The 20,765-nt window shown below is 64.9% G+C and carries 22 protein-coding genes; 9 read left to right on the top strand and 13 right to left on the bottom strand.

What is annotated here, in order from left to right; translation table 11 throughout:
* Window positions 1-42: 42 nt before the first annotated feature.
* The 7 genes from U5A58_RS26385 (at window position 43) to U5A58_RS26355 (ending at window position 6,829) form a co-directional block, all read left to right on the top strand.
* Window positions 43-1,482 (top strand): MBL fold metallo-hydrolase, encoded by a 1,440-nt coding sequence (locus tag U5A58_RS26385; RefSeq protein WP_321915728.1) that lies wholly within the window; start codon window positions 43-45, stop codon window positions 1,480-1,482.
* A 216-nt stretch (window positions 1,483-1,698) separates the two neighbouring features.
* Complete coding sequence (locus U5A58_RS26380) at window positions 1,699-3,792, top strand: PAS domain S-box protein (RefSeq protein ID WP_321915648.1); 2,094 nt, start codon at window positions 1,699-1,701, stop codon at window positions 3,790-3,792.
* Entirely contained in the window at window positions 3,789-4,442 is a 654-nt protein-coding gene (locus tag U5A58_RS26375; protein WP_321915649.1) for a response regulator transcription factor, read from the top strand. The genes U5A58_RS26380 and U5A58_RS26375 overlap by 4 nt, the downstream gene beginning before the upstream one ends.
* 137 nt (window positions 4,443-4,579) lie before the next feature.
* Window positions 4,580-4,987, top strand: a complete 408-nt coding sequence (locus tag U5A58_RS26370) for a response regulator transcription factor (RefSeq protein ID WP_321915650.1) — start codon at window positions 4,580-4,582, stop codon at window positions 4,985-4,987.
* Between the two features lie 13 nt (window positions 4,988-5,000).
* Window positions 5,001-5,789, top strand: a complete 789-nt coding sequence (locus U5A58_RS26365; protein ID WP_321963601.1) for a helix-turn-helix domain-containing protein — start codon at window positions 5,001-5,003, stop codon at window positions 5,787-5,789.
* 246 nt (window positions 5,790-6,035) lie between these two features.
* Complete coding sequence (locus U5A58_RS26360) at window positions 6,036-6,431, top strand: cytochrome C (protein WP_321915652.1); 396 nt, start codon at window positions 6,036-6,038, stop codon at window positions 6,429-6,431.
* Window positions 6,432-6,460: 29 nt separating this feature from the next.
* Window positions 6,461-6,829 (top strand): DUF3564 family protein, encoded by a 369-nt coding sequence (locus U5A58_RS26355; protein WP_321915653.1) that lies wholly within the window; start codon window positions 6,461-6,463, stop codon window positions 6,827-6,829.
* Window positions 6,830-6,858: 29 nt separating this feature from the next.
* Here U5A58_RS26355 and U5A58_RS26350 read toward each other — a convergent pair whose 3' ends face one another.
* The 5 genes from U5A58_RS26350 to U5A58_RS26330 all read right to left on the bottom strand — a co-directional run bounded on the left by U5A58_RS26350 (window position 6,859) and on the right by U5A58_RS26330 (window position 10,096).
* A complete protein-coding gene (locus U5A58_RS26350) occupies window positions 6,859-7,197 on the bottom strand; it encodes a hypothetical protein (protein ID WP_321915654.1) in 339 nt (112 codons plus the stop codon).
* A gap of 81 nt (window positions 7,198-7,278) precedes the next feature.
* Window positions 7,279-7,518, bottom strand: coding sequence for a UDP-glucose 4-epimerase (locus U5A58_RS26345; protein WP_321915655.1), 240 nt, complete (start codon window positions 7,516-7,518; stop codon window positions 7,279-7,281).
* A 110-nt stretch (window positions 7,519-7,628) separates the two neighbouring features.
* A complete protein-coding gene (locus tag U5A58_RS26340; RefSeq protein ID WP_321915656.1) occupies window positions 7,629-8,591 on the bottom strand; it encodes a universal stress protein in 963 nt (320 codons plus the stop codon).
* Between the two features lie 68 nt (window positions 8,592-8,659).
* Window positions 8,660-9,493 carry a universal stress protein gene (locus U5A58_RS26335; protein WP_321915657.1) on the bottom strand — a complete coding sequence of 278 codons (834 nt, stop codon included), beginning with the start codon at window positions 9,491-9,493 and terminating at the stop codon, window positions 8,660-8,662.
* A gap of 168 nt (window positions 9,494-9,661) precedes the next feature.
* Window positions 9,662-10,096 carry an Hsp20/alpha crystallin family protein gene (locus U5A58_RS26330; protein WP_321915658.1) on the bottom strand — a complete coding sequence of 145 codons (435 nt, stop codon included), beginning with the start codon at window positions 10,094-10,096 and terminating at the stop codon, window positions 9,662-9,664.
* Between the two features lie 251 nt (window positions 10,097-10,347).
* On the opposite strand from U5A58_RS26330, the gene U5A58_RS26325 reads away from it, so the two are divergent.
* Entirely contained in the window at window positions 10,348-11,187 is an 840-nt protein-coding gene (locus U5A58_RS26325; RefSeq protein ID WP_321915659.1) for a universal stress protein, read from the top strand.
* Window positions 11,188-11,242: 55 nt separating this feature from the next.
* A complete protein-coding gene (locus U5A58_RS26320) occupies window positions 11,243-11,740 on the top strand; it encodes a universal stress protein (protein WP_321915660.1) in 498 nt (165 codons plus the stop codon).
* A 218-nt stretch (window positions 11,741-11,958) separates the two neighbouring features.
* On the opposite strand, the gene U5A58_RS26315 is transcribed toward U5A58_RS26320, so the two are convergent.
* The 8 genes from U5A58_RS26315 to U5A58_RS26280 form a co-directional block, all read right to left on the bottom strand.
* The gene (locus tag U5A58_RS26315) at window positions 11,959-12,648 is read right to left on the bottom strand and encodes a CBS domain-containing protein (RefSeq protein WP_321915661.1); all 690 of its coding nucleotides are present in this window, start codon (window positions 12,646-12,648) and stop codon (window positions 11,959-11,961) included.
* An 89-nt stretch (window positions 12,649-12,737) separates the two neighbouring features.
* Window positions 12,738-13,046, bottom strand: a complete 309-nt coding sequence (locus tag U5A58_RS26310; protein ID WP_321963600.1) for a DUF1488 domain-containing protein — start codon at window positions 13,044-13,046, stop codon at window positions 12,738-12,740.
* Window positions 13,047-13,084: 38 nt separating this feature from the next.
* Entirely contained in the window at window positions 13,085-13,558 is a 474-nt protein-coding gene (locus U5A58_RS26305) for a hypothetical protein (RefSeq protein ID WP_321915663.1), read from the bottom strand.
* Between the two features lie 39 nt (window positions 13,559-13,597).
* Window positions 13,598-14,533 carry an LOG family protein gene (locus U5A58_RS26300; RefSeq protein WP_321915664.1) on the bottom strand — a complete coding sequence of 312 codons (936 nt, stop codon included), beginning with the start codon at window positions 14,531-14,533 and terminating at the stop codon, window positions 13,598-13,600.
* Between the two features lie 6 nt (window positions 14,534-14,539).
* A complete protein-coding gene (locus tag U5A58_RS26295) occupies window positions 14,540-15,577 on the bottom strand; it encodes a zinc-dependent alcohol dehydrogenase family protein (RefSeq protein ID WP_321915665.1) in 1,038 nt (345 codons plus the stop codon).
* Between the two features lie 125 nt (window positions 15,578-15,702).
* Window positions 15,703-17,037, bottom strand: a complete 1,335-nt coding sequence (locus U5A58_RS26290) for a nitrate/sulfonate/bicarbonate ABC transporter ATP-binding protein (RefSeq protein WP_321915666.1) — start codon at window positions 17,035-17,037, stop codon at window positions 15,703-15,705.
* A gap of 25 nt (window positions 17,038-17,062) precedes the next feature.
* Window positions 17,063-18,805, bottom strand: coding sequence for an ABC transporter permease (locus tag U5A58_RS26285; protein WP_321963599.1), 1,743 nt, complete (start codon window positions 18,803-18,805; stop codon window positions 17,063-17,065).
* A 67-nt stretch (window positions 18,806-18,872) separates the two neighbouring features.
* Window positions 18,873-20,663, bottom strand: a complete 1,791-nt coding sequence (locus U5A58_RS26280; protein WP_321915668.1) for a PHA/PHB synthase family protein — start codon at window positions 20,661-20,663, stop codon at window positions 18,873-18,875.
* Between the last annotated feature and the right edge of the window lie 102 nt (window positions 20,664-20,765).

Below are 20,765 nucleotides of genomic sequence, written 5' to 3'. Positions count from 1 at the left end.
GATGTCAGGCGCGCACGTGGCGCGTGAAGCGAGGAGAGCATGATGAAGCTGACGTTTCTGGGCGCGGCACAGACGGTCACCGGGTCGCGCTACCTGCTGGAGGCGGCGGGCAAGCGGGTGCTGATCGATTGCGGGCTCTTCCAGGGCACCAAAAACCTGCGCCTGCGCAACTGGGATCCACTGCCCTTTCCAGCCGACTCGCTCGACGCAGTGATCCTCACGCACGCCCATATCGACCACTGCGGCTACCTGCCAGTCCTCGCGCGCAACGGCTATCGCGGCCCCGTCTATTGCACGCCCGGAACAGCGGACCTGTGCGGCATCATGCTGCGCGACAGCGCACGTTTGCAGGAGGAAGACGCGGCGTTTGCGAACCGCCACGGCTTCTCCAAACACCATCCCGCCCTTCCGCTCTACACCCTGGAGGACGCCGAACAGGCATTGCGGCTCATCGCGCCGCGCCCGTTCGACGAGCCCGTTGCGCTCGGCGAGCAATTGACGTTTCGGCTGCTGCCAGCTGGCCATATCCTAGGCGCGGCGAGCGTCGTGCTGTGCAACGGGCATACGGTGCTTGCGTTTTCCGGCGACCTCGGGCGCCCCGACGATCCCATCGTTCGCGCGCCATCGCCGCCTGTGCATGCGGACTACCTGGTGGTCGAATCGACCTACGGCGACCGGTTGCACGACGCGCTCAACCCCGAGGACGAACTTGCCGAGATGTTCGCGCGCACTTTCGCGCGTGGCGGCATCGTGGTGATGCCCTGCTTCGCCGTGGGACGCGCGCAGGAAGTTCTTTACTACATCGCGCGATTGAAACAGTCCGGGCGCATGGCCAATGTCCCGGTCTACCTCGACAGCCCGATGGCAATCAGCGTGACCGAGCTTTACCGAGGTCACATGGGTGACCATCGGCTGACGGTGTCGCAGTTGCACGCCATCGATCATGCGGCGTTCATGGCTCGAACCGTGGAGGAATCGAAGGCCATTGCCGGTCGCCACGGCCCGATGGTCATCATTGCCGGCAGCGGCATGGCGACGGGAGGTCGGGTATTGCATCATCTGAATCTGTACGCTTCCGACCCGCGCAACACGATCGCGCTCGTCGGCTACCAGGCCCCCGGCACGCGCGGCGCGGCGCTCGAGGCCCACGCGCCCGCCATCAAGCTGCACGGCGACTACGTGCGCGTGCGCGCCGAGATTTCCTCGATCACCTCTCTCTCCGCACATAGCGATTACCGGGAGACCCTGCGCTGGCTGGCCAGCATGACGTGCCCGCCCATTCGCACGTTCGTCACGCACGGCGATCCCGCGGCGGCCGACGCCTTGCGTCGGCGCATCGTCGAGACGCTCCATTGGGATTGCTGCGTGCCGGAATACGGTCAGTCGGTTGAACTCGCCGAGGAATCCGTGCGAACCCACCCCTGCCCGCCGTGCCCACCGGATGCACTGGCGTGCGCACCGGGGGCAGGCGCGGCGCCCTGAAAGGCTTCCGGAAGACGGCACTGGGCACTGCACGCCCTGCGGGTGCTGGCAGGACAAGTGCCAAACTTTTTGGGACACTGTTCCAGGTGGCTCATAAAATGGGCATACATCCCTCGTGGCACGGGATACCGGTGTCCCTCCCACTGGAGTCGGTACTACCTATGCGAATGGCCTACGCATCGATTTCGCGCAAGCGTCGCGCCCCGGACAGACGTCATGGGCTCCGGCGCTGACCCGCGTATGCGCGCCGGACAAGGCGCCCATCTGCCAATTGCCGCCCGCCTGCGCGATCCAGCCGTCTCGGCGGTACTGGCGTTCGTCGTGGCCTTTGCGCTGGCTGGCGTGATCGCAACGTTCGTTACGCGGCAGTGGCAAGCGGCGGCGGAACAGCGGTTCACACGGCGCGCAGTGGCGTTGCAGACAACGCTCAGGCAGGCGCTGATTGCCGACGAGGCCATAGTGCGCGGCGCCCGCGCTTCGCTCTCGCAAACGCCTGACCCCGATGCGGCGGCGTGGAAACGCTTCGTTTCAGCGATCGATCTGGACAACTCCCGTTCGGCGATTACCGCACTGGGTTACGTCACCCCGCACGCAAACCCGACGGCAAGCGCGGCCGACAGCGCAGGAGTCACGACGCAATGGGCCGGGCTGAGCGCCACCGTGCCCGAAGAAGCGCTCGTGGAGACCTCAGCGACGCGTGCCGCGCGCAGCTACGCCGCCGAAACCGGCACCGCCGCGCTCGCGGCGGTGCCGGGGGTGGCCGGTGCGCCTGCGCTCCTCACGCTCTGGCTGCCCGTGTACGAGACGGCGCCCAATGCACAAAACAATGCTCAGAAGGTGATTGGCTTCGCGGTCGCCTTGCTGGACGCACGGCGGCTGTTTGCGCCGCTCGCCGCCGCCGATCCCGGACTTGCGATTAGCGCCCGGATTGGATCGCCGCCTTTGGATCTCTACACGAGTGAGCGCGGCGAAGAAGACGAGGTGATGCCCGGCATGCGGTTCCAGCGCAGCGATTCCTTCCTGTTTGGCGGCGCGACGCTCGCACTCGACGTCAGCGCCGACGCCAGCCCTCTGCTCACGGGTGCAGCTGCGTGCACCACGGCCATTCTGCTCGCCGGTGCGCTCGGCGCCGCCGCGCTCGCGTTTCTCACGCAACGCCTCATGCGCGCGAACCTGGTGCCCAAGCGGGTCGCGGGCGACGCGCGGCTCAACGAAGCGCGCATGATGGGGATCATCCGCTCGTCGATGGAGGCGATCGTCACTGTCGACGAAACCCAGCGCGTGGTGATCTTCAATCCAGCCGCCGAACAGGTGTTTGGCCTGTCCGCCATGGAGGCGATCGGCTCACCGCTTTCGCGCTTTATTCCCGAGCGGTTTCGGGCTGCACACGCGCAGCATGTCGAACAGTTTGGCGAGACCGGCGTCACCGAGCGCCAGATGGGCCGTCCGCAACGTGTGCTCCACGGGCTGCGCACTAACGGCGAGGAGTTTCCCATCGAAGCATCGATTTCGCAGATCCGTGACGACTCAGGCAAGCTTTTCACGGTCATGTTGCGCGACATCACCGAACGCGTGCGCGCGGAGGAAGCGCTCAAGCGTTCGCGCGAAGAGCTCCGCGAGCTATCGGCCAATCTCCAGAACGTGCGCGAGGCCGAAAAAACACGCATTGCGCGCGAGCTGCACGATGATCTCGGCCAGCAGCTCACCGCGCTCAAGATTGATCTCTCCACGCTCGAGCGCAGGCTCGGGGAGGACAACGCCACCGACGTCCCCGCGCGCATCGCCGGCATGCGCAACCTGATCGATGCGACGGTGGCGGCCCTGCGGCGTATCGCGGCCGACCTGCGGCCGGTCATGCTCGACGACCTCGGCCTCGTGCCGGCCATCGAGTGGCTGGCAAACGACTTCACGAGCCGTTACGGTATTGCCGTCGAGCATGATCTGGACGCCGACGCCACGATGTTTTCAAACGCCGCTTCCTCTGCACTCTTTCGTATCGTTCAGGAAGCCCTGACCAATGTCGCCCGCCATGCCGAAGCGAGCCTGGTCGAGATTACACTCAAGGTGGACGGCCCAATCTGCGTCCTGCGCATCGCAGACGACGGGCTTGGTGCGACCGGCGACCCAGCCGATCCCACCGGCCCGCAGCGCAACGCCTTGCGGGACAAGTCGTTCGGCCTGCTTGGCATTCGCGAGCGCGCCCGCATGCTCGACGGCACCGTTCTAATCGACACAGCGCCCGACAAGGGTTTTGCCATGACGATCACGTTCGCACTCCATGCTCTCCTGCCCGAAGAGGCCGCTTCATGATCAAGGTGATCATCGCCGACGACCATGCGCTTATGCGCGACGGTCTGCGCCGCATACTGGAAAGCGCGCGCGACACCCAGTTCGAAGTCATAGGGGAAAGTTGCGACAGCGCGACCACACTCGCGCTCGTGCGTGAGCGCGCAGCCCAGGTCCTGGTGCTCGACCTCTCGATGCCGGGACGCAGCGGCGTGGATCTCGTCAAGCAGATCAAGGACGAAAAACCCGAATTGCGCATTCTCGTGCTGACCATGCATGCGGAGCAGCAATACGCAGTGCGCGCCTTCAAGGCGGGGGCTTCGGGTTATCTCACCAAGGAATGCGCCAGCACGGAGCTGGTCACCGCCGTGACGAAGATTGCTTCCGGTGGAGTCTACATCAGCATGACGCTGGCCGAGCGCTTCGCGCAGAGCCTGAACGAGCCCGCCGACACGCTTCCCCACCAGCGGCTTTCCGACCGCGAGTTCGAGGTATTCCGGCGTATCGCGGCCGGCCAGACGATTACCCAAATAGCGCAAGAGCTTTGCGTGAGCGCGAAGACCGTCAGCACCTACAAGGTGCGCATCCTCGAAAAGATGCAGATGCCGCACGAAGCCGCGCTCGTGCGCTACGCGATGCGGCACAAGCTCGTCGACGATCCCGACGAAGCCTGACGCTCGGCCTGACGCTGGGGTGTCGCGGCCGATTGCCGCATGACTGTAGGAATCGCCCTACACGTCTTCCGTTCCGCGTACGTCAATTTCCATCGCCGCCGATATTTTTTTGAGGCGGCGTTGCCAATACTGGCTACATGAAAGCCAGTCCTGTCCGTCAGCGCCTGCAGGTCTTCCTCGTCGAGGATGCGACTGCGGTGCGCAGGAAAATCGCCGAGGCGTTGTCGGCTATTCCGGATGTGAGCGTGATTGGCGAAGCCGAGGATTCGGCTAGCGCCCTGACCGGCATCGCGCAAAGCGGTGCCGACGTCGCGGTGGTCGATGTGAGGCTCGCGAGCGGCAGCGGCATCGAATTGCTCTCCCTGCTTGCTCTCGAGCAACCCTCGGTCGTGACGGTCGTGTTGACGAATCACTCCGGCGCACCGTTTCGCGCAGCCTGCCAACGAGCGGGAGCCCATTTTTTCTTCGACAAGACGTCCGAGTTCGAAGCCGCCTGCGAAGCCATTGAAGCGTTAGTGAAACAGCGCGTCACACCCGCGCGCTGAACTGGAGACGATCATGTACGCCGAGCCCGACTGCGAAACCTCACTATCTACGCCGCCGTCCGCGAGCTGGCACGCGGTGCCGCTGCAGCCAGCCGTTCGCGAGGCCGCGCCGCGCCAGCCGGCTACGCGCTGCTCGACCTGTTCGCTGCGCGCGGTCTGCATGCCGCCGGACCTCACGTCGACCGAACTCCAGCAACTCGACGCTGTGGTTCTCACCACGCGCAATGTGCGCCGCGGCGAAACGCTGTTTCGTGCGCGCGACGCCTTTCAGAGCCTCTATGCCGTACGCACCGGATCGTTCAAGACGGTCGTCATGCATCGGGACGGGCGCGAGCAGGTCACGGGCTTCCAGATTCCGGGCGAGCCGCTCGGGCTCGACGGCGTTTGCTCCGGCACACACAGCTGCGACGCCATCGCACTCGAAGACAGCACGGTTTGCATCATGCCGTTCGGTCAGCTCGAAGCGTTCTGCCGCGAGAGCCGGCGCATGCAGCGCCATCTCTACCAGCTCATGAGCGGCGAGATCGTGCGCGAATCCAGCCTGATGATGCTGCTCGGCACGATGACCGCCGAACAGCGCCTCGCCACGTTTCTGCTCGATCTCGCGGCGCGCTTCCAGGCGCGCGGCTACTCCGGCGCGCAATTCAACCTGAAGATGAGCAGGGAGGAAATCGGCTGTTTCCTCGGCATGAAGCTCGAAACGGTGAGCCGGATGTTCTCGCGCTTTCAGCGCGAAGGCCTCGTCGAACCGAACGGCAAGCAGATTCGCGTCGTCGACGTCGAGGGACTCGCGCGCGTGTGACGCAAGGTGTGGTGCACGAATCGCGGCGTTGGGACCGCTCACTGGTGTTGGCGCAGTAAGCCTCATCGCTGATGCGTATGTTTTTGCGGCGCCTGGTACCCGGCGCCGCTTTTTTTCATGACATCCTGACGCAAACACCTGTAAGCGGAATCCGCTGGCGATTGACACATATCAACGGGATAAAGGGCGCCGATGACACCATGAATCTGGCCGGCGGTCTTCCGGCCACACTCGAGGAGAGATTCAATGCCACGCATTCCCATGCCTGTTGCTTGCGTCCCGGTGAATCCGTCTTTCTACCGCCGCGCGAGCGTGACCCTGTTTTACGCCGCAGCGGTGTGCGCTGCCGCGTTGTATACCGTTGCTGCGCACGCACAGGTCGTCGAACCCACCGAACTCGTCGATCAGCAGCACTGCATGTTCTGCCACACGTCAGATGCGCCATTTCTCGCGCCGTCGTTTCACCAGATTGCCGAACGTTACCGCGACAAGCCGAATGCCAACGTCATGCTTGAAGACAAGCTCAGGCATGGCGGTAAAGCACATTGGGGCGATATGGCCATGCCCCTGCCCGCAGACCGCGGCGGCCCGCTATCGGGCGAGGACGCGCATACGCTCGTTCAGTGGGTACTGAGCCAGTAACTGCACAACGGTTCTAAAGGAGTGCCTCCATGCGCGTCACAGTCCATCTCGACAGTTTCGAGCAGTTCGACCCTTCTGCTTACGCGATCATCTGGATCGACACGGAGGAGAGGAAATGGTCCCGCGAAGGTCATGCGGGCGTGACGCTGCCCGAATGGGGGCAATGCTGCTCATCCCCGCGCGGCACGAGCCTGCTGGCGTGCGAAGACCAGCGCGAGGTTTGCCTGCTCGAAGCGCTGGACCTTGGAGCGAGCGACGGTCCATTCGAAGGCGAAGGTGGCGCCGCACACTTGCATGCGGGCACGAGCGCCGGGCCGCTCGAAGCACGCTGGCGCGTGCAATGTATTGACGAGAGCGTGCCCGATCCCGAAGATGGCCTTTTCGCCGACGAAGCCTGATGGTGCTTCCCTCGCAGGCGTCGCGTTGATCAGTGATCGCGGCGCGATGCACCGCCTGGGTAAACGACACGTGCGGGCGCGGCTGAATTGAGTTGGCGCTCGGCCGCGTCGAATGCCGCGCGCATGGCGGCCACTGGGTCGTCACCCTCGCAATGGTCGAGCGGCGCGAGTTCCCTCGCAGTTGAAACGAGGTCGAGACGAACGTCATAGGCCGGCTGGCAGATTCCGCGCTGCAAGGGGTGCATCCGCTCGATCGCGAGATGACAACCTGCCAGCACGCCGCTGAACCGCTCGAGGCGCAGCAACTGAATGCCCGCCTCCGCCTCGAGGGCAGATGAACCGGCGAAACCCAGATAAACGATTTGCATCCCGAGTCCCATCACCGCGCCCCTTCAAAAAACAGCATTGTCGCTGCCCGATGGCTCGTTCACGCCACCAGCCAGGTCTGACTACAGTTCGAACGCGTGGCGGATTTTCAGGTCGATCCACACCATGCCTTCGCGCAGCCCTTCGAGCACCGCCTCTCGTTCGGTTTCGAACACACGATGATGCGTGAATGCGTGGGAGAAGCGCTGCATTTGCGGACCATGCATAACGCTCACTTCGCAGTGAAAACCGCCGTGCGGATCCGGCGACGTGATGGCCTGGACGCTCCAGGCGTCCGAATCGACATGGCCGGTAAGTGACATGATTGCGTTCTCCTTGAGACGTGAGGGTAAGCGACTGGACCTGCGATTGATTTCAGAATAAGACCGGGCAGCCTGCGGCAGTTGATGCACGTCAACCTGACTCGCGCCGCTCACCGCGCTGCGATACCGAGGGCGTGCGTCGCCAGCGCCTGTTTCGTTGCGCGACTCGCCGGCGCCGCAACGAAAACCGGGCAGCCAGCGTCGCGCAGGGCATGTGACGCCACGCTGCCGGGCAACGCCTGCGCCCGCACGCGCCGCCCTTGCAAGCCGATAACGAGAAGATCCGCGCGCCAGCCACGCACCTCGCGCAGAATCGTGCTGGCGACGTCGTCGAATTCGTCGTACGTCGCCAGCGCCGCAAGCGATACCCGGGTGCCGCAGGACGCAACGAGCGCTTCGGCACGGGCAAGCGTACTGGCGCGGTCGTCCTCGAACAGATGGTCGAGTCCTCGCCCTGCCACACGGAGTGTGCGTTCCACGACGTAGATCACGCGCAATTCCACCTCGGTCGGCAGGCATCCAACTGCGAGTTGAAGCGCGGCATAGGCGCTCGCGCTTCCGTCGACCGCAATCAACGCGCGAGCAAGCGGAGGTTCGTCCAGCGCAAGTAATTGCGACGGCACATAGAGCAACGTGCGCCTCGTCGCGTACGCGACTTCCTCGGGGTCGAGCCTGCAGGCCCAGTGTTGCCCGCGGTGATGCGCGGCGAGTGCTACCAGATCGGCGTCGAAAGCGTCGGCAGCGCGCGCAAGGGCGACCGGCGCTTTGGTATGCAGCACCGAGAGATCAAGGAGTTGGACGTCCGGTTCGCGCCGCTCGAATGCCAATGCATTCGACGCGTCGCGCAAGTCGAGTTCTGCGTGACGGACCATGGCCGCGTGGGTCCCGGCACGGCCCGGCAGCCCCAGCTCGAGCGAGGGAAACAGGGCGGCGGGATCGGCGACGAGTTCGACGAGCCTGATCGGCGCATCGCGACTTGCAAGGCGGCTGGCAAACGCCGCAAGCGGAGCGAGACCGCCCCCGCCCTCGGCAGTGGCAATGAGGCGCTGGAAGGGTTTCGAGCGGAGTTCCATGAACGTATCCAGTTCAGCCGGACGACAACCATCGCGGCACAATGCGTGGCCGCGTCCTGGGTCTGCAGTCACGTCAGCATCAACGTTGTCGAGCCTTGCGGCACGAGGAGTAGCGGCAGCACCGTGCGCTGCGCGACTTCGGCAGCGACGCTTGCGTAACGCCACCGGCCACCTTCATGGCCGCCACGCGTGCCGAGCACCAGCAGATCCGCGTGCCACTGCAATGCCGCCTGAATGATCGCGTGCGCCGTTGACTCGCCTTCGTGCCCGGCTTCGAGGATGACTGCGTCGAAGTCCTCGGGATGCTGTGCCGCCGCCGGGTCACACGCGAGATAACCCACGCGCACTGGCGTACCCGGCGCGGCCAGCCTTGCCGCTTCACGCACGGCGCAAGCCGATGCCGCGCTTGCATCGCTCGCCACGAAAACGCGGCCGGGTGGGACCGAGCAGTGGCGCGCGGTGGGTGTGGGCAGCATCAGCACCGGGGAGGCCGTTTCGCCCGCGAGCGCTACCGGATTGGCCGGTGCCCCGATCGTCAAGTCGGCTTTCCAGAGGCGCACTGCGCGCGCCAGTGCTTCATTGCGCGCCGCGCTGTCAGGCCCGGTACCGAGGAATTCACAGTCCGCCTCGATTCCGCGTAGCACCAGCAGTTCGCGAGCGGTTTCGAGCGTCGCGGCCAGCGTGATCCGATTGGAGCACTGCTGCGCGGGCCGCTGATCCGAATCCGGCAGCGAGGCCGAAGGGGCAAGACCCGCAAGACGCACGTGCGCGCCATGAGCGGCCCAGCCCGCTACGCATTCGAGCAGCGAGGCTACGCGCTCCATTCCGGTAAACAAGACATAGAGGCGTGAATAGGGCGCAACGTGCTGCATTCCGGCGGCCGTGGCAGTCGATCGTTTCATTATTTGCCCCCTCGTTCATGCTCCCGCTACGCGTTGCGCCGCGAGCAAGCCGGGCTGCACAAACACAAAAAAGGCGCAAAGCGAATGCCCCTGCGCCGTAAAGGCGCGCACCGTGCTGTCATGCACGGATCGACGCGCCCTCTCCCCCGTCTCGACGACGTCAGACGCTCACTGGATCTCCAGCCGCTTCTGTTCAGCGGCCACCTTTTTCGGCAGCGTGAGCGAGAGTACGCCGTCCTGATACTGCGCGGTTGCGCCGCTCTCGTCGATATCACTGGCAAGCGAGAACCTGCGAGCAAAGGAGCCGCTATAACGTTCGCGGCGAATGACTCGCTCGCCTTCCTTCTGCTCGGTCTTGCGCTCGACCTTCGCGTGAATCGCAACCACATTCCCGTCAATTTTTACGTCGATGTCCTTCTTGTCGATGCCCGGCATCTCGGCCTTGACGGTGTAGGCCTTGTCGTTTTCGGTGACGTCGAGCTTGATCGTCGAGAGTTCGCTCTCCTCGGCGGCCAGCGCGCCGCGCATCGGCCGAAACAGCCCCTGGAAGAGGTCCGAAACAGGCTCCATGGAAAACGGGTCATAACGTGTCAGATTGCTCATTGCCTTGCTCCTTTAGGCTTGCGTGGCGCACAACCCTGCGATGAGTCGCGCTGTATTCAATCTAGGCACGGACTGCCGTTTCCGATTGATCTGCCTCAATGTCTCCTTTTTCCGAAATCCGTGGCGTGCCGCGTCTCTATACGAAGAGATGATTGATTCAAATCAAGCGCAATAAGCCCTCCGTTTCTAGACTCGAATCACTTTCTCCGCCCCCAAAGGCGGCGCGACCACCCCGTTCGCTGGAGATCACGATGAGCTACAAGACAATCATGGTGCACATGGATACGAGCGCACGCGCAAGCGCGCGACTCTCGCTTGCGTTGAAGCTGGCCCGCACGTTCGGAGCGCATCTCGATGGACTCTTCGCAGCGTTCGAGCCGCACCCTCGCGAGTTTTACGTGATGGCCGGCACGGCCGACTATTACGACACGCACCGCAAGCTGCGCCGCGAACAACGCGGCGCAATCGAACGCCTCTTTCGCGCCGAACTGTCGCGCGCGCAGGTCGATGGCAGCTGGGTGGCCCCAGAGGGGGACCCGGTCGCGGCGGTCATGCAGCGCAGCCGGACCGCTGACCTCGTGATCCTCGGGCAAACCGATCAGGACGATCCGGAATCCTATATTGCCGAACACTTTCCGGAAGCCGTGCTTCTGGGTGCGGGCGGCCCTGTGCTGTTGATGCCATACACAGGCAGCTTCGAGTCGATCGGCGAACGCGTGCTCGTGGGCTGGAATGGCAGCCGCGAGGCCGCTCGCGCGGTTCACGACGCCTTGCCTTTCATCGCCCGGGCGGCCCACGTGACCATCGTGGCCGCTTCCTCGACCTTCACGCCCGCCGAGTCCCAGGCCTCGTGTGCCGACCTCGCGGCCATGCTTGCGCGCCATGGCGCAACAGCAGTCGATATCACGCGACTCGATCGCGCCGCAACTGAATCCACCGGTGACGCGCTGCTCAGTTACGCGGCCGACGGCGGCTACGATCTGCTCGTGATGGGTGCATACGGACACGCGCGCCTGCAGGAACTCGTCCTCGGCGGCGCCACGCGCTCGATCCTTGCCACGATGACCGTGCCGGTACTCATGTCCCATTGACGAAGCGCCACACGCCTCGCGTCGTTATCAGACGGATACAAACGGAGCCCTTACCATGTACTCGCGCATTCTGGTTGCCCTTGACGGCAGCAAGACCGCCTCTCACGCCCTCGACACCGCCATCAGGCTCGCACTCGAAACCGGGGCGCAACTACAAGCGCTCTATGTGGTCGACCTCCCTGTCATCGCGTACGACGTGCCGGGATACGATCCTTCGATCGTGCGCGACGCCTATATCGAGGAAGGTCGCGTGATTCGTGCCGATGCCGATGCGCGTATGGCGCAGCAAGGCGTGAAAGGCACGTCGCGCTCGATCGAGGTCGAACTGCCTGCGGAAGACGTGGCGCAATGCATCGAGCGGGCCGCGGCTGACTGGCGAGCCGATCTGATCGTCATGGGCACGCATGGGCGCCGCGGCGTGCGCCGCCTCATGCTGGGCAGCGTTGCGGAGCGCGTGCTGCGCTGCGCGCGCTGTCCCGTTTTGCTCGTGCCTGCGCGTACGGCGCCATCCGGGCAGGAAAAGCAGGCAAACGACGCGCGCATTCCGGCGTAAATCATCTCGCGCGGATAGCCACGTCTGCGTGAGCCACGTTTTCCCGACATGGCTCCGGCGGTGCGGTCCATGCCATCCCCGATTTCCCCCTGACTTCCCCTTGCGCAAGAAAGCGAATTCGCCGCGACGCTGGCCGACGAGAGCGAGGCCGACAAAAAGAAACTGGGCCAGTCACGTTGCTGGCCCAGCCTTCCCCACGCCTTAAACCGCCACATTCCTCACATCGGCGTGAACACCACCGGGTAGCCGAGGTGATCCTCGACACCCTTGACGCCCGCCACACGCTCCGCGGAAACGAGTATCGCCTTGCGCTCTTCCTCCGAATTCACGGTGCCCCAGAAGTGGACGATCCCTTCCTTGACGACGACGTTTTCCGCCGCCATAGCCCAGCGATGCCCATCGAGCGCGTGCAACACATTGCGATGGATGGTCTCGTCCGAAGCGAGCCCCGCCTGATCCGGCCGCGCGGCACTCGCCAGCGCGCGTATCAGGTTCGCACGACTGACGATACCCACGAGCTTGCCCTGATCCAGCACGGGCACTCGCTTGATATGAAGGCGTTCGAGCACATCGGCGATCTCGCTGAGCGGCGTGGCAGGCGAAACCGAAACGACATTGTCCGTCATGACGTCTTCCACTTTCGCCGCGTTTTCCTTCAGGTACTCGCCTGCCAGCTTGCGCGTCGAATGGAGGAATTCCCCAAACCAGCTTCGCTGCGGCTTGCCGGTGCCCGTTTCCACGCGATGCAGCAGATCGCTTTCGCTGAGAATGCCGACGACCGCCCCGCCATCGTCAACGACCGGAATGCCGCTGATGTGGTGTTCGGTGAGGAGCGTCGCCGCCTCGAAAATCGACGCATTGGGGCGAACGGTGACGACGTCCGTCGTCATGATGTCTGATGCTTGCATGAGGTCCTCCGTTAAGGGCCAACGCCCCGATGTGACTCAATTTAAAGCTTGCCGGGCTGTGCACTTTGACTTGAATCAAGCGCGCGGCCTCACTTCGAACGGGCTTTCACGGCATCGTCCGATTCCTCGTACATGCGGAAGTAGCCGCTGTGAAGCGTGATCGCCTCCGACTGCGTCGCGTCGATCATGCGAGCCGCCGCTCGTTCGATCGCGTCCCGATGGGCCAGGAATGCCTCGCGCAAATCCGCTTCGCGCAGCGACGCGGCGCCGAAATGATCTTCGAGCGCCTCGGCCGTGATCGCGCATTCGACTTGCAGCTCGCCGGCCGTGGCGGGAAAGGTCAACGTGAGCCGGTTGGCGTCATAGTGCGGCAAGCGATCGGAAAAGATGATGTTCATGCTGGTGCACTCCATCGCATGGGTCGCTCGCGGGCGAGCTAGATCGTGATGTAGCCCTGGAAGCACCATGGCAGCTCCATGTGCAATATCTCTGTCGTGGCGGGCGCGCATGCCATGCAGGAGCCGAAAAAGCCCGGCGCGCCGTCGGCCGAAAACACCGGCACGAACGAAAGCGAGTCGTTGATCGTGACAAGGAAGTCGGGGTTGTAGCATGAGGGCGCAATAATCTTCACCGACTCGAAGAACGCAGCGCCATCCGCATTACGCGCCCATTCTGTCGCTTGCGAAGATGTGGGACTGCGCATCTCGTAGCACGCCGGCAACTCGATGGTCCGGCCGCCGTGGGAAATCCGTTCCGCAGGCCGAAAAACCAGCGTCGCGCCCGGATACGGCAGGCAGCGCGGCGATTGCGGTATCGGCCCTTCGGGCCCGAGGCGCAGGGGCGGCCACGCCGCGAGCGAAAGGCACAGTTCAGGTGTGCGTTGGGCGAAGTAATCCGTGAGCCAGTTCATCTCTCTCTCTCCTTGCGTCGGACAGTCAGGCATGGCGCCTCAGTCCTCGTCTCCATACCAGTTGCGAATTGCGCCCCAGACTTCCTCGGCCGATTCGCAGAAGCGAAAGAGCGCGAGATCGTCCGGGTCGATCATTCCGGCCTCGGCCATTGCATCGAAATCGATGACGCTGCGCCACCACGTCTCTCCCACGAGGACAACGGGAATAGGCGCGATCTTGCCCGTTTGCGAAAGCGTCAGGACTTCGAAGAGTTCGTCACAGGTTCCGTATCCGCCGGGAAAGAACACGGCCGCCTTCGCGCGCTCCAGAAAATGAAGCTTGCGGATGGCGAAGTAATGGAAGCGGAAGCACAGTTCCGGCGTCAGATACGCGTTGGGAAACTGTTCGTGCGGCAAGGCGATATTCATCCCCACTGTGGGCACGCCCGCATCGAACGCGCCCCTGTTGGCCGCTTCCATGATGCCGGGGCCGCCGCCCGTCACCACGGTGAGCCTGGGGAGCTTGTCGGTGCCCGGCGCATGACCGACTAGCGCACCGAACCTGCGCGCGACGTCGTAGTAGACGCTGCGTCGAAGGAGCGATTGCGCCACACGCAGTTCGCGTTGCGGTTCGGCTCCGGTGTCGGCCAGGGCGAGACGGCGCGCCGCGGCGAGGCGCTTGCGCGCGGCCGCCGGACTCGCGACGCGTGTGCTTCCGTAGACGACCACGGTATGCGCGATGCCGAGTTGCTGCAGTCGCGCTTCGGTTTTCCAGTAGTCGAGTTGAAGGCGCACACCGCACATTTCCGGGCGCCGCAGAAACGCAGCGTCCTCGTCGGCCTGAACGTAGCTCTGGCTTTCGATCAGCTGGCGCACGCGCGGTGCCAACCCTAGTGCTTGCTTATGTGCCGGCAGGCGCTTGCGCCGCGATGGGCGCGCCGCGCGACCCTCGACACGGCCGGCGCGCACTGCTGTGGGAACCCCACGGGTGCTCATGGAACGTCACATCTCAATGATGACTTTCAGCGCCTGCGTGCTCGCCGCGTGCGAGAACGTCTCATAGGCCTTGAGCACGTCCTCGAACGCAAAGCGATGCGTGATCAGGCGGCTCGGGTCGATTCGTCCGGCGCACACGGTCTTGAGCAACATGGGCGTGCTAACCGTATCGACGAGGCGTGTCGTGATCGCCACGTTGCGGTCCCACAGCTTGTCGAGGAAGATCGACGCCGGCACGCCATGCACGCCGACGTTCGCAATCGTGCCTCCCGGTGCGACGAGTTGCTCGCAGAGTTCGAACGTCGCAGGCACGCCAACGGCCTCGATGGCGCAATCCACGCCCACGCCTTCGGTGAGCTTCATCACCGCCTCCACGGCGTCGCCCGCGCGCGGATCGATGCACGCCGTCGCGCCGAATCGCTTCGCACATTCCAGACGGTTGGCATCCATGTCGATCATGATGATCTGCGCGGGCGAATAGAACTGCGCGGTCAGGAGCGCGGCCAGCCCGATCGGTCCCGAACCGACGATGGCGACCGTGCTGCCCGGTTCGACCCGGCCATTGAGCACGCCGCACTCGAAACCCGTCGGCAGGATGTCCGAGAGCATCACGAGCGCCGCCTCGTCGAGGCCGTCGGGAATGCGGTAAAGGCTCGTTTGCGCATGCGGGGTGCGCACGTATTCGGCCTGCGTGCCGTCGATGCGGTTGCCGAGAATCCAGCCGCCCGTCTTGCAGTGCGAGTACATTCCGCGCCGGCAGTATTCACACTGCCCGCAGCTCGAAATGCACGAGACGAGCACGTGATCGCCGACTTTCAGCGTCGACACGCCGCTGCCGATTTCATGGACGACGCCCACGCCTTCGTGGCCGAGAATGCGGCCCGGCTCGCAGCTCGGCACGTCGCCCTTGAGAATATGCAGGTCGGTGCCGCAGATCGTCGTTTTCGACATCTTGACGATGGCATCGCCGGGTCCCTGCAAGGCGGGCATGGGCCGCGATTCGACCGCGAACTTGCCCGGTCCGTTGTAGACCAGTGCTTTCATGGTTCCTCCAGGAATTTTTGGAACGACGGCCACTGTGGCCGCGACGGTATAAACGCCTGTCTCATGATGAAGGGCGGCGAGGCTACGCATTTGATATCGATCAAGCGTTTGCCCGCCCGCCAGATTCAATCGCCAAACGTACGCGTGTGGTCGTCGTAGCTGAACAGACCCGCGTACCGGCCCCAGTCGATCGCGGTGCGCAACGTCGTTTCGGCATCGGTGCGATGGAGGTGGTCCTCCAGTTCGAGCTCGAAGCGCGCACGCGGCGCGCGGTGCCCTTCCCGTTCGTCAAGGACCTCGCGGATGTGGGCCAAGAGCGGCACGAACTGCACCACATGTTCGCGAAAAAGCTGTTTGCGCTCGCTGTCGTCGGCGTGGGCGAACATGCGTCCGGCCGCCGTGAGCTTGATCGCGCGCTCCTGCAACTCCGCGAAGGCCAGCAGGTGCAACGCCGCAGCCACGGGAAAGAGCTCATCGGGTTTGAGCATCAGCGCCGCGGCCATCGAAGCCAGTTCAGCGTGGCCATCGTGCGTGGCCGCCGCGAGCGTGTCGAGGAAGCCGACAAGACGGTGGCTCGACACCGCCGGCAGTCGCAGGCCAAACGCGCCGCGCACGGCGCCTGCGCCGTTGGCCGCTTCGGCAAGACGAGCGGTCAGGATTCCGTAAAGCGTGTCGACGATGGCGCGAAACGCCGGGTCGAGCCGGTTGCGCGGGCGCGACAGCGGCACATTCAGCGTTGCCACGACATGGCCCGGATGGCCACCAAGCACATGGATACGGTCGCACATCAGCACCGCTTCCTCGATGTTGTGCGTAACCATGAGCACCGCCTCGATCGGTGTTTGCCGCTGGGTCCAAAGGTCGAGAAAGTCGCTGCGCAGCGTTTCGGCGGTGAGAACGTCGAGCGCCGAAAACGGTTCGTCCATGAGCAACAGTTTTGGTTCGCTCACCAGCGCCCGCGCAAAACCCACACGCTGGCGCATGCCTCCCGAGAGTTCGCGCGGAAACGCGGATTCGAAGCCGTCGAGCCCGATCATTTCGATAGCGGCCATCGCGCGCTCGCGCACCACGCCGGGCGCGAGTCCAGACGCGTCGAGCCCCAACTCGACGTTGGCGAGCACCGTGAGCCACGGGTAGAGCGCGAAGGTTTGAAACACCACGGCGATACCCTCTGCAGGGCCCTCAAGCGGCGCGCCCTGATACAGCACGCCGCCCGACGTGGGGCGCGCGAGGCCTGCGGCCACCCGCAAGAGTGTTGACTTGCCTGAGCCCGAGCGCCCGAGCAGCCCGAGGATTTCGCCCTTGCCCAGCGTTATGTCGATATCCACGAGCACCGGCAGGGGTTCGCCGGAGGGACGCGCGAACGCCATGCCTACGCGGTCGAGTTTTAGTATTGGCGCAGCAGGGCCATGCGGCTTCGCGCCGTCGAGCGCCATTGCGGGATGTGCGAGAACTGGCATTGCAGTGATTTCCATGGCGACAGGTTCAGGCGAGCCGCGTGCGGCGTTCGGCGAAAGCGTAGAGAGGCCGCCAGATCAAACGGTTGGCGGCGACGACCATGATCGACATGACAGCAATGCCGAGGGCGATGCGCGGGTAGTCGCCTCTTGCCGTCATCTGCGCGATGTAGGCGCCGAGGCCGCCTGCGCTCAGGGTGGTCGTCCCCCAGCTGACGGTTTCAGCCACGATGCTTGCGTTCCAGGCGCCGCCGCTCGCCGTGATCGCGCCCGTCACGTAATACGGGAAGATGCCGGGCAGCAGGACCTGCAGCCACCGCGCGCGCCGCCGCAGCCGCAGGCTCGTCGCCGCCTCGCGCAGATCGCTCGGCAAGGCTGTGGCGCCGGCTATCACGTTGAAAAGGATGTACCACTGCGTACCGAGGATCATCAGCGGGCAGAGCCAGATCTCCGGGGCGAGCCTGAAGCGCACGATGCAGAACGCGACGACGGGGAACAGCAGATTGGCCGGAAAGGCAGCGAGAAATTGCGCAGCCGGTTGGACCCAGGCGGCCAGCCGCGGACGCAGCCCGATCGCCACGCCTACGGGAACCCAGATCATGGAGGCGAGCGCAATGAGCACCGCAACCCGCAGCAACGTGAGCAAGCCGCTGCGCACCGCCTCTACCACGTCGGCCCACGCGAGCGCCGGCGCCGCGAAGCGCAGCACGGCTATACCCGCAGCACCGACGGCCGCAGCGCACAGCGCGAGCCAGAGTACGTCGCCCGCGCGCCGCGAGGAGGCGCGGTGTGCCCATGCGAAGCCGCCCCAACGGGCGCCGGGCGACAGCCGCAGGTGTGCGGCGCGCGTGAGCGCCGCGCCAGTCGGGCGGCACGCGCTCTGCATCCACGGAGAACGATGAAAGAGGTCGAGCAGCCAGCTGCGCGGACAAGCCTGGGCCGCGATATCGCCATAACGAAACCGGTCGGCCCACGCCACCAGCGGGCGAAACAGCAACTGGTCGTAAAGCAGGATCGCGAGGCTCATCGCGAGTATTGCCCAGCCCACTGCCGTCAGATCGCGTTTCATGATCGCCTGCGCGACCCACGAACCTACGCCAGGCAGCGCGACCTGCACGTCGCCCACCGAGATGGCCTCCGACGCGACTACGAAGAACCAGCCGCCCGACATCGACATCATCGCGTTCCATATGAGCCCCGGCATGGCGAACGGCACTTCGAGCCGCCAGAACCGTTGCCAGCCGGAGAGGCGAAAGCTGCGGCTCGCCTCGTCCAGATCGGAGGGCACGGTGCGCAGCGCCTGGTAGAAGCTGAACGCCATGTTCCACGCCTGACTCGTGAAGATCGCGAATATCGAGGCCAGTTCGGCGCCTAGCACGTTGCCCGGACAGAGCGACATGAAGAACACCACCGTGAACGACAGGTAGCCGAGTATCGGCACCGACTGCAGCACGTCGAGCAGCGGGATGAGGATGCGTTCCGCCCGGCGGCTCCGCGCCGCGAGCGTCGCGTACGTGAACGTGAAAATGAACGAAGCGACGAGCGCGATCAGCATGCGCAGCACAGTGCGCAGCGTATAAGCCGGCAGCGCCGCAGGCGAGAGCGAGATGGCCGCGCCGTGGCCACCGGTCAGCGGGCCGGACATCTGGCGCGCGCCCTCCCCCAGTAACACGATCGTGCCGAACACCAGAACCACGGCTGCCACGTCGCGCCAGCCCGGCATTCGTGGGTACCAGCGCAGTCCTCTCAGCACTTCGGCATGGTGTTCCACGGCATTCCTCCGCTTACCCGGCTGCGTTTGACCTCGATCCGCCGGTCCGCGAGCCCGCTGCGCCCGCTCACGGTTCGAGCACGTATTCGCCCGGCGCGGGACCGAGCCCGGCCTCCGGCGTGCGTGCCGGCACTTCGCCCGTCGAGTGCTCGCGCAGCCAGTCGCACCAGCAGGTCCACCACGATCCGCCGGTTACTGGCGTGTCGCTTACGTACTCGTGACGGCTGCGGTATGGCGCGTCGGGTTCGCGCGTCGCGCACCGGAAGTAACGCCGCGCATGACCAGGCTCGGACACGATGCCGGCGTTGTGTCCGCCCGCCGTGAGAACGAACGTGAGCGCGTTGTGCGTGAGCAGATGCAGCTTGTAGACCGAACGCCACGGCGAAACGTGATCGCGCTCGGTCCCGACGACGAACATCGGAACTTCGATGTCCGAGAGCGCGATGGGCCGTCCGTCCACGCAATAGCGTCCCGCCGCGAGATCGTTGTCGAGAAAGAGATGCGTGAGGTATTCGGTGTGCATGCGGTAGGGCATGCGCGTCGTGTCTGCGTTCCACGACATCAGGTCGTTCGGCTTCGTGCGCCGGCCGAGCAGATACTCGCTCATCATGCGGGACCAGATCAGGTCGCGCGCATTGAGCAACTGGAACGCCGCCGACATCTGCGCGCCATCCAGGTAGCCCTGGCGCCACATCAGCGCATCGAGCGCGGCGAGTTCGCTTGCGTCGATGAACAAGCCCAGCTCGCCGGGTTCGCTGAAATCGGTGAGCGCGGCCAGCAGCGTGACGGAACGCAATGTATCGTGCGGCGCGTCTCGCGCCAGCGCCGCCGCGCCGATCGAGAGCAGCGTTCCGCCGAGGCAGTATCCGACCGCGTGGACTGCCTCGCCGCACCGCGCACGAGCCGCTTCGAGCGCCGCAAAGAAGCCGTCGCGCAGGTAGTCGTCGAGGCCTAGATCGCGCGCTTCGGGGCCCGGGTTGCGCCACGATATCGCGAACACCGTGTAACCCTGTTCGACCAGAAAGCGGATCAGCGAGTCGTGCGGTTGCAGGTCGAGGATGTAGTACTTCATGATCCACGACGGCACGATCAGGATCGGCTCGCGTGCGACGCCGGGCGTCATGGGTGCGTACTGCAGCAGTTCGCACAGCGCGTTGCGCCAGACGACCCGGCCCGGTGTCACTGCGACGTCGCGACCAGGCAGCCAGGCCTGCGCCACGCGCGCTCGCGCGCCTCGCATCGTGTCGGCCATGGCGCTCGCGTCCTCTAGCCAGTTGCGCATGCCCGCAGCGAGGTTGGCGCCGCCAGTGCGCCACGTGGCCTGCAGCACCTCGGGATTGGTCGCGATAAAGTTGCCCGGCGAACACGCGTCGAGCCACTGGCGCGCCGCGAAGCCAACGAGGTCTTCGTGGTGCCGCTCGACGCCTGGAACGCCATGGGTCGCCTCGCGCCACCAGCGTTCGGTCGCCAGAAATGCGTCCCGGTACATCCGGAATGGCCAGTTCGACCATGCAGTGGCTGTGAAACGAGGGTCGGCATGACCGGCGTACACCGTCGTCCCGCCTCCATCTGCATCGACATCGGGGCGGCGGCGTGGCGCAAGCCATGCATGTGCAGCAAGCTCGAAGCATTTTCCGGGCGAGACTGTGAGGTGCCCGGCCCAGTCGAGCGCCGCCAGCGTGAGCGCCAGCGGCGAAAGCCCGAATGTCGCCGCAGCCAGACTGGCATGCGCCGCCCGGTTCCATTGATCGGCGGGAGCGTCGTCCGGCCGCCGTCCGCACTCCACGGCGCGCACAGGCGCCCCGCGAATTGCGCGGCTCGCATGCAGGGGTTCAACGCTAACGGCGGAATCGGTCATGATGGGCGCGCTCTTCGTTCGTCAGGCCGTCCGTGCGCGGTATGGCGCGGCGGCGTCAACCGCATCACTGTGCGTTGGAGACGCGCGCGTGCGATTGATCTG

This window comes from Paraburkholderia sp. J7 (assembly GCF_905220155.1).
Lineage (GTDB): Bacteria > Pseudomonadota > Gammaproteobacteria > Burkholderiales > Burkholderiaceae > Paraburkholderia.
Note: the sequence above shows the minus strand (reverse complement) of the source record. Positions and strands in the feature narration are given on the sequence as shown.